Genomic DNA, 9,529 nt, shown 5'->3' on the forward strand with positions numbered 1-9,529 from the left:
ATCGAATGTGAGGCAGGTTCTCGTAAAATTGAGATTTCCATACGCAATTGCGGCCGTTTCTCGCCAGCTGGTTGCGCGTCACCCTCGAATTTTCGTGAGTTCCTGCAGCAGAAAGAGCCCTCGCTGTTAGGCGAGGGCTTCAAGGGCGTTGCAATAAAAATTGGTTAGTTAAAAGAATTTTTGTGCTTCTTCTTTGGGATGATAACTTCAGGGCATATTGCCTTTTAATGCAGATAGGGGCAGCCGGTAAAGCTTATCATCTTTGTCATCCGGATTTCCTCGGCCGTCTGTATTGTTGCTTATAAAATAAAGGAACTCTTCATCTACGAATACATCTCGAATCCGGCCGGCATTTGTGATGATATCAGTCATTTTTCCGCTCTGAATATCATAGCTCTTGAGCGATTCACCTCTAAGGGCTGCAACATAGAGCTTTCTGTCAAAATAGGCTATTCCCGAAGGGGCCCAAGTGGTTTCACCTGAGTGGATCAATGGCTTGACCATATCCGGTTTTTGCTGATCACCTTCCGCGTCTGGCCAACCATAATTCTTGCCTGGTTCAATTTTATTCAATTCATCGTGCGCCGAATTTCCGTGCTCACTTTCGTACATCTGCCCCGCCTCATCCCAGGCCAAGCCTTGTGGATTGCGGTGGCCGTATGAATAGACGTATGAACCGGCGAAAGGATTATCTTTTGGAATGGTTCCATCCAGATTCATGCGCAAAATCTTCCCGCCTAAAGATTCAATATCTTGTGCAATCTCCGGCGTTCTTGCATCACCTGTTGTGGCGTATAACATACCATCGGGGCCAAACTGGAGGCGGCCGCCATGATGGAAGTCACCGCTTGGTATTCCATCGATTAACGTTTCCTGCTCCAGCCACTTATCATCGTCCTTTTGCAAGGAGACGATCCGGTTGATGGAATTCCCGCTTCCATCTTCATACGTATAATAGGCAAAAGCTCTTCTGCTTTCAGAAAAGTCGGGCGCTAATATAAACCCAAGTAATCCGGCTTCCGCCTTTGAAGATAATGTCTTCTTAAGCTCGACCGGCTGGCGTGTCAGCTTGTCTTTGTCCCATTCGACGATGGAGCCTGTACGCTCTGAAACATACATCGTGTCCCCATCCTTTTGAATTGACCATGGAGAATGCAGATTCGTCACCAGTACCTCCGGATCTTCACCTAAAGTACCCGCCACTTCTTTATCAGGCTTTGGCTCGGTTTTGCTGTCCTCTTTATTACCATTACAACCAGTCAAGGTCAATGAAGCCATAAGGAAATATAGAAGCCATCGTTTCAAACGCCTTTCCCCCTTCGAGTCGTGAGTTTAATAGGCTGACTGTTTTAGTACCTTTAAAATTGCCTGCGCTACACCTGATTCATCATTTTTTCCTGTCACTTCATCACACAGCTTTTGAATATCGAGCGGAGCATTTCCCATGGCGACAGATAAGCCTACCCGTTCAAACATGGATACATCATTATAATTATCGCCGATGGCCATCGTTTCCTGCATGGAGCCGGATTTTTCCTTCACATAAGTTTCGAGCGCCGTGCCTTTTTGGGCTGCCGTACTCATGATTTCCACATTTTCACGTCCTGATGAGGTGACGGTGACTTCGCCTTGCCCGTTCAATTCAGAAGCAACTTGATTCAATAACTGTACATCTTTTGAGAAGCTGAGGATTTTATAATATTCGACATTAGAACGGCTGAATAACTCGGAATAGTCGGAGATGGACGTTACCTGTCCGAGCTGTAAGCGCTCTTCGGCAAATTTCCTCATTCTCTCGGGACCGAGCTCGGGATTGGCTGTTACAAATATATCCACTAAAACGGATATTGCGTTTTCATAATCCTTGGAATAGATGCCTTGGCTCGTATAAATTTCGAAATAAATTCCTTGTTCCTCGAGGAATTCGGCAACCATTTTGGCAGTGACAGCAGACATCGGATTGGAGGTGGCAATCTTTCCGTCCTCGGTGAACACGGCAGCGCCATTTACTGAAATGACAGGGCAATCAATCCCCACTTCATCTAAAGCGAATCTTGCTTCGACGTATGACCTTCCAGTGGCAATGATCACTTCCACTCCTTCAGTTTGTGCCTTCTGGATTGCCTGTTTATTTTCCTCACTAACCTTTTGCATTTTGTTTAGTAATGTTCCGTCCATATCAATCGCAATCGTCTTTATCAATTCAACCGGCTCCTTTTTTTACATGATAATCCCTATTTTAACCGAAAGAGTGTCGATAAACACGTTTAACAAACTTGTCGTGATCGTTGATCATAAAAAAAAGCGCCAAATATAAATAAACTGCACCTTTTTTAGATAGGTGCAGTTCGTCTGCTTAGTGTAGAATCGTTTGGCTGTCAATAGCCTGTGCCCGTTCGATAATTTGTTCGTTGATGTCACTTTTAATATCATCAATCGCGGTAAAGTCCATTGCTTTTACATAAATTTTTTCAAGTTCGTCGTGCAGTTCTTTTGCTTTAGCCAAGCTTGCTGTCGCTTCATTCATTTTCTCCCTGTACCTGGTGGAAACATCCTTGATCTGATCGGCATAAATTTCATCCGTCCCCGGCAGGATCGCCGTTTTATATATATCGATGATTTCATCACCTTCACAGCTCGGAAAATATTCATGAGGTGATGTGCTGTCGAATATGGCGATTCCCACTTCCCGGACGATGACCATGTCCAGGCTGTGCGGATCGAACCCACAATGATACACTTCCACATCAAAGCCTCTTTGCTCCGCAGCACTGGCAATCTTTTTCAGCATCGTTGATTTGCCTGAACCTGGACGCCCTTTTAAAAAGTAGCGTTTTTGTACGCCCTCCGTAATATTGGGAATGAAATCGACCGCTCCCTTCGGTGTGGCAGCACCTAAAAAACGGTGGCGGACATCCGCCGTTTTGTTAAGAATGATATCTCGGTAAAATCCTTCTATTAGTTTATTGGTCAGCCCATTCAATTTAGCGAAATCGATGTTTGCCTTATATATGTCTTCCCATTCATCATGTATCTTCAACGCTTCCGCAAAAAGGGCATAGGCCTTCTCGAAACTCCTGCTTCTCGCATTCGTCAACCTAATGATGGTCGCTCGTTCAGTTGCCAACTGTTGAGAATTCCAGGCAGCCCCTAAATTGACATACTCCTCAATCGCCCCTGGTGCCTTCGGTTCAATTACGTGCGGTGCGGTCCCATCCACGAGACCGATTTTCAAGGCCGGTATGATGACCCCATCGATGGAATCATTATCGGAAGAACAATGTAAATATTCGATATCATAGTTTTTATCCGACCATTCCTGGCCGATTTTTTTCATGATGGTTGATTTGCCCGAACCAGGTCCGCCTTTTAAAATGAATAATCTTTCCAAACCTGCTAAATTTGAATCATATAAGCTGTAAAAACCTTTAGCGGTATTGCCGCCGGCGAAATAATGCATCACTTTTCCCGTCACTTTCGCACTCTCCCCCACAATACAAATGTGATCAATCAAGATAGCGTATGCAGAAAAAACAAAGTAGGTGAATGCCTAAGGATGTTTCATTCTATTTTATAAGGGCCACAGCCTCCGCTTGAGTAACTTCCAGGAATTGTGTCGGTTTTAAGACAATCTGTGTCCCGATCCTCCCACCGCTTACGATGATTTCAGGCAGACTGGATGCACTATCATCAATGAAGGTCGGATATTGCTTTTTCATGCCGATTGGCGAGCAGCCTCCCCGGATGTACCCTGTGTATTTTTGTAGATCTTTAACGGCGAGCATTTCAATTTTTTTTGCGCCTGCTGCCTTCGCCGCTTTTTTCAAATCGAGTTCGGTCGCTACAGGAATGACAAAAACGTAAAGCTGCGGGCCGCTATGGGTAACAAGCGTTTTAAAAACGGTTTCAGGCGCTTTTCCGATTTTTTCGGCGACGGTAATTCCATCAATCTTTCCATCATGTGCATCATAACTCATCATTCCATATTCAATTGAATGGTTATCAAGAATTCGCATTGCATTCGTTTTACTGGCTCCCATCAGAAAATCTCCTTAGCTTTTTTTTCCATCTTACCAAAAACAAAAGCACAGCGCTTATGCATCTGTGCCTTGCACTCAAGTTCATTCCAAGTGACGTCTTTGAAATTCAGCAATGCGGTTGTAGTCGCCCTCTAACTGCCTGCCTACGGATAAATAAATCGATATCAGTTCTTGGTATACGTTAACGTTAGCCTCGATCGGGACAAGCTCATTCGTATCGCCAATCATGTCTTCAACCTCATCGAGGCTTTCAATTTCACCTAAGGCGTATAATCCAAGAACGGCAGCACCTAAGCTTGAACTTTCAAAGCTTTCAGGAATTGTCACGTTTTGATTGAATACATCTGCCATGATTTGTCGCCATAGCTTTGAGCGGACAAACCCGCCGCTCGCATTGATTTTTTCGGGTGCACCAGTCAGTTCCTTAACAGCAAGGAGGACACTGTAGAGGTTATACATTACACCTTCAAGTACTGCCCGGACCATATGATCACGAGTGTGATGAAGAGCCAATCCAAAGAAGGAGCCTCTTGCATCGGCACTCCATAATGGCGCCCGTTCCCCAGCCATATACGGGTGGAAAATGAGCCCGTCCGAGCCAGGTGCAATTTTTGAAACCATATCAGTCAATATTTCATATGAGTCCTGTCCCGATGCTTTCGCTTTTTCGATTTCCACGCGGCCCAATTGATCTCTTGCCCAGCGGAAGGTGATTCCGCCATTATTCACCGCTCCGCCGATAACCCAATGATTTTCAGTAAGGGCGTAACAGAAGGTCCTGCCTTTAGGATCTGTAAGCGGTCGGTCAATGACGGTCCTTACTGCACCGCTCGTGCCGATCGTCACTGCCAGAACCCCTGGCTTGATGGCATTTTGCCCTAAGTTGGCAAGCACACCGTCACTCGCGCCGATCACAAACGGGGTACCTTCCTGAATGTTCATCGCTGCGGCCAATTCCGGACTCAAGCCAGTGAGTACCTGTGTTGTCGGAACAATTGTCGGCAGCTTGTCCGCATCAATTCCCGCAATGGTAAGTGCCTCTTCATCCCACTTCAAATCATTCAAGTTGAACATACCGGTTCCGGAAGCGATTGAGTAATCCATCACATATTCATTGAATAATTTATAGAAGATATATTCTTTGATTCCGATGAATTTGTATGTATCGTTAAAAATCTCTGGATGCTTGTTTCTTAACCACATTATTTTCGTGATCGGGGACATCGGATGAATCGGCGTTCCCGTCCTGTGATACAATGGCATCCCCAGTTCCGAACCCTTCAATCGCTCCGCATAGGCAACACTTCGATTATCTGCCCAAGTAATGCTATTCGTCAGCGGATTACCGTCCTTGTCCATGGCAATCATGCTATGCATCGCTGAACTGAAGGATATGAAGCCCAGTTCATCTTTGTCTATTTCACTTGTTATCATCACTTCAGCTATCGCCATGATGACCGCTTTATATATTTCTTCCGGGTCTTGTTCCGCAACGGAAGGAGTGGGACTGTGAAGAGGGTATCCTTTCGAACATGATTGGATCACCTTTCCCCCTTTTGAAAAAAGAACAACCTTCGTACTCGTCGTACCGATATCGATTCCCATCATATAACCTGCCATGCTACCATCATGCTCCTTTCTATAGTAAGAGATAACATAAGTGAAACGCTATAACCATCTAGTTTATTAACGTTTGTGAAACGGTTACATTAAAGTACTCGTACGTAAGCCCATTTAAAATCCAGCCAGTTAATCTTAACACACGGTCCTGAAGAATAACGCGCATTGCCGTCCAGATACGATAAACTGACCACTGCACCACTTTACTAGAGTATCCATATATCCTATTTTAGAGACGATTCTCTCGATATATCGGGAGTAATAAAAAGAGCATCGAATCCGTTCATGATGAACTAAACCCGATACCCGATCGTTCTTGACAATCAGTCATTCCCCGATAAAGAGTGAACCTGATTGAAGCTTGATTTCATCCTCCAGATGTTCGGGATAAGCAATGAGGAAGCAGGTGGATGGTCCGGATGATTTAGCAATATCCACTTTACTGCTTATATGCTCAGAAACGCCTCCTCCACTTCGGTCGAGATATTTCCATTCATACGCTATCCCTTTTGACCCGACTGGAAGCACCTGAACTTCTTCCATCTCACAAAGGCTTTTATATAAAGATAATGGTGCAATCGACGCTTGTTGCTTCATCACTTCTTCCCCAACGAGCGGCCTTCCGATCAATCCGATTTTACACTGGAGAATCTGTTTATTTACACGTTCATTCCTTCGTTTGCCAATTACAATAAGACCAAGTGCGGATTGAAGAAGCGGCATGTTCGTTTCCGTGCTTCCTGTAACGGGGAGAGTGATCCCCAATTCGTCCAACCCTTGCTTGATACCCGAGGTCAAACCCTCCCAGGCTTCAGCACCGCAGAAATTATTCATTACAATCGATAAGGGAATCCCGCCGACACTTAAGCACTCCATGACGGCAACCCTGAAGGAGTAATAGCCAACGATTTCATATGGAACCTGGACAACATCCTTTTCCTTCATTCCGATCCCGCCACTGTTATCACTTGAGATAATTAATGATTCCGATGCGGAAAACGGCAAAACCAATGAATCACTCATTCTATCGGTCCACCTTCAGCAACGATTTTCTCAAGATAGGCTCCAAGCGGGGCAGCAAAAGGGCCGCCAATGCAATGTTTATTGCCGATGCGGCTGTTAAACCAGGAACTGTCAGCATATAAAATCCGGGACTGACCAGAAACACAAACGGCAGGCCCAAAATGAAGGAATTACCGATAAAAAAGAGGAAATATGCGGCCAGTTTTTTTCCTTGTACAAATAAAACGCCAAACATCCAGACAAGCACTGCCATTTCAGCCATGATCAAAAAGTGAAATGGCCCAAGTAGCATCCCGCCGATGAACGCTGAAATGATATGACCAAGCCCAGCCACAATGGCGCCGGGGACAGGGCCGAGTATGACCGCCGCCAACAGGGCCGGAAAACTGTCCAAGGCGATACTGCCGATTGGGGAAGGGATTTTGATCATGGCCCCAACTGCCGATAAAGCAATGAATAAAGCCATTGCACTTGTTTTTCTTACGTCCATGTTCACTCTTTTTCCTTTCTTTTCCCCCCACGGAATACATTTGCGCTGCGGATGTATTCAACATCTTTCACACCAAGGCGGAAGTTGATCACACGAGCTACAGCAAAGAAGTAATCCGATAAACGATTTATATATTGAAGAGATAGCGGTGAGACGGCTGCGCCCGATTTGATCAAGGAAACGACCAACCGTTCCGCCCTTCTTGTAACCGTACGGGCAATATGGATGGTTGCTGCCGCTTTCGATCCGCCTGGCAGGATGAATTTTTCCAATTCCGGCGCTTCGACGATGAATGCGTCAATCCGTTCTTCCAAATATGTAATAACATCATCCGTCAGCTTTTGCGGAGCCTTCTCGGAAACCGTCGCCAAATCACCGCCACAGTCGAATAATTCATGCTGGATTTTCTCGAGATCTGCCAGTACATCGGCAAATATCGCTGCGTCCAATTCAGTCATCGCAAGACCGATATAGCTATTCACTTCATCGACTGTTCCATATGATTCGACCCGGATGTCATCCTTGTCCAGCCGACCTCCAATTACGCTAGTTTGCCCCTTATCTCCTGTACGTGTATAAATTTTCATCTCTATTACCTCCTCTATTTTATTCGTTGGTTTATTCCGTACCAAATGATATCGACACGGCTACATACGGATGCAACATCTTGATAGACCCAGCCGCAGGCATCGCGCCAGCGGCGATCTCTTGCTTCGATTGGGACGATGCCCTTGGAAATATCAGAACCGATCACAATGCAGCTGCGTTCTTCCTTCTCACTCTCCCATATTCGCCAGTCAGCGATGATATCCTTCCACCTTTTTCGAATCGAATGTGAATCCATCCCTTCGGCAGCATGCTGAATCCACGCCTCCAACCCTTGCAATACAACTGTATTGCCCTGAAAATCAAGCATTTCCGGCTGTTCTTTTCGATAACCGGATAACCAAAGAACATCATTTTCCAAACTATACAATTGCTTTACCCATTTAGTTTTCCCGTTATAGGCGCCTCCTGTAACAAAGTGCATCTTTCTCCCCTCCTTAAACTGTTCCGGTCTTCCCATATCAGCTTATATCCCCTGCCGTGGGAAACGCTCCAATCAAAAAAGGACTTTTTCATCGGCGCATAGCGGACCAGCAATTCACGAATTACCCCTCCATGTGTCATGAGAACATATGAACTTTCCCCGCTGGCAATGAGTTGATTCCAGCCATCATGAACGCGATTGGAAAAATCGGGATAACTTTCGCCTCCAGGCACCATGGCAGCCATCGGACTGTCCAGCCAATCAAGATAATGGCTATCAATCTTCAACTCATCGTATGTTCGCCCTTCCCAATTGCCGAAATTCATTTCACGGAACGCTATATTCTTGACCGCCACAGCATTCGGAAACAACAGTTTTGCCGTTTCCACGCAGCGGTGCAGATCACTTGTGTAAACCTTTTCGTACGTTGGGTAAGAGCCCCTTAAAGCTAGAATTTGCTTTTCACCTTCGACACTTAAAGGTGAATCGGTCCAGCCTAAATAGGCTCTTCGTTCGTTTGCTTCTGTCAGCCCATGGCGAAGTAGTGTAACAGCCACAATATCAGCCATAACCAAAGTTCAACTCCCTCCACGGATGCACCAAGCACATCGCCCGTTATCCCACCGAACCAATTGACGATTTTCCGTTTGATATAAAGCAGGAACAACAGTGCAGCCAAACACATGATGGCAAATAAAGTGACAAGCTTAACATCGATGATCCAGGCAATAGCCAGGCTTGCAAGGAGGTACAGCCAATAAATAGGCAGGCTGCTCTTCTTTACTGCACGTTGAAAAAATGCGCCAAGGCCCTCATTTTTAGCAAGCGGCATTTTGATAAGCAAATAACCCATCACGCATTTGCTTAAGAGCGGAACAGCGATGATCAAGGCGTATGTCCATTCATTGACGCGTTCGACGATTTCATAAATGAAGAGGAATCTCGCGGCCAGTAGAATGATGACGGAGATGACACCGAATGCTCCTGTCCGCGAATCCTTCATGATTTCCAAGCGGCGCTCTTTATCTTGATAAGAAAAAAAAGCATCACTTGCATCGATCCAGCCATCGAGATGCAGACCTCCCGTTAATGCTATCGTCAAAAACCAAAGGAAAAAGGCAATCGCAAGCGATGACAATGGGGTCCATTCCACTAGTGCATACAAAAAACCGCCCAATATCAAGCCTAGCAATAGACCTACTAACGGAAAGGTTTGAATGGCACGGTGAATGTATTTCTTCTCCATCGGTAACTGCTTCTTAATGGGAAAAACCGTAAAGAATTGCAGGTTAATGATAAATCCAATCACTCCGCTCATTGGTGTCT

At 45.5% G+C, this 9,529-nt stretch carries 11 protein-coding genes; all 11 read right to left on the bottom strand.

Annotated features, from left to right (window positions below; all coding sequences use genetic code 11):
* Positions 1-207: 207 nt before the first annotated feature.
* Positions 208-1,305: a PQQ-dependent sugar dehydrogenase gene (locus ASU00_RS13650; RefSeq protein ID WP_057914031.1), complete on the bottom strand. Its 1,098-nt coding sequence runs from the start codon at positions 1,303-1,305 to the stop codon at positions 208-210.
* 27 nt (positions 1,306-1,332) lie between these two features.
* On the bottom strand, positions 1,333-2,202 hold the full coding sequence (locus ASU00_RS13655; protein WP_057914032.1) for a Cof-type HAD-IIB family hydrolase: 870 nt from the start codon (positions 2,200-2,202) through the stop codon (positions 1,333-1,335).
* A gap of 154 nt (positions 2,203-2,356) precedes the next feature.
* A complete protein-coding gene (locus tag ASU00_RS13660; RefSeq protein WP_057914033.1) occupies positions 2,357-3,475 on the bottom strand; it encodes a PRK06851 family protein in 1,119 nt (372 codons plus the stop codon).
* 91 nt (positions 3,476-3,566) lie between these two features.
* Entirely contained in the window at positions 3,567-4,040 is a 474-nt protein-coding gene (ybaK, locus tag ASU00_RS13665; RefSeq protein WP_057914034.1) for a Cys-tRNA(Pro) deacylase, read from the bottom strand.
* Between the two features lie 81 nt (positions 4,041-4,121).
* The gene (gene gntK, locus ASU00_RS13670) at positions 4,122-5,660 is read right to left on the bottom strand and encodes a gluconokinase (protein ID WP_057914035.1); all 1,539 of its coding nucleotides are present in this window, start codon (positions 5,658-5,660) and stop codon (positions 4,122-4,124) included.
* Between the two features lie 327 nt (positions 5,661-5,987).
* A complete protein-coding gene (locus tag ASU00_RS13675; protein WP_057914036.1) occupies positions 5,988-6,683 on the bottom strand; it encodes a hypothetical protein in 696 nt (231 codons plus the stop codon).
* Position 6,684: 1 nt separating this feature from the next.
* Positions 6,685-7,173: an ECF transporter S component gene (locus ASU00_RS13680; protein WP_057914037.1), complete on the bottom strand. Its 489-nt coding sequence runs from the start codon at positions 7,171-7,173 to the stop codon at positions 6,685-6,687.
* A 2-nt stretch (positions 7,174-7,175) separates the two neighbouring features.
* Positions 7,176-7,760: a cob(I)yrinic acid a,c-diamide adenosyltransferase gene (locus ASU00_RS13685; RefSeq protein ID WP_057914038.1), complete on the bottom strand. Its 585-nt coding sequence runs from the start codon at positions 7,758-7,760 to the stop codon at positions 7,176-7,178.
* Between the two features lie 14 nt (positions 7,761-7,774).
* Positions 7,775-8,203, bottom strand: coding sequence for a bifunctional adenosylcobinamide kinase/adenosylcobinamide-phosphate guanylyltransferase (locus tag ASU00_RS13690; RefSeq protein ID WP_057914039.1), 429 nt, complete (start codon positions 8,201-8,203; stop codon positions 7,775-7,777).
* A complete protein-coding gene (locus tag ASU00_RS13695) occupies positions 8,155-8,772 on the bottom strand; it encodes a histidine phosphatase family protein (protein ID WP_057914040.1) in 618 nt (205 codons plus the stop codon). Before ASU00_RS13695 ends, ASU00_RS13690 begins: the two co-directional genes overlap by 49 nt.
* Positions 8,730-9,521 (bottom strand): adenosylcobinamide-GDP ribazoletransferase, encoded by a 792-nt coding sequence (gene cobS / locus ASU00_RS13700; RefSeq protein WP_057914041.1) that lies wholly within the window; start codon positions 9,519-9,521, stop codon positions 8,730-8,732. The genes ASU00_RS13695 and cobS overlap by 43 nt, the downstream gene beginning before the upstream one ends.
* Positions 9,522-9,529: the final 8 nt, after the last annotated feature.

The organism is Peribacillus muralis, from assembly GCF_001439925.1.
Taxonomy (GTDB): Bacteria; Bacillota; Bacilli; order Bacillales; family DSM-1321; genus Peribacillus; species Peribacillus muralis.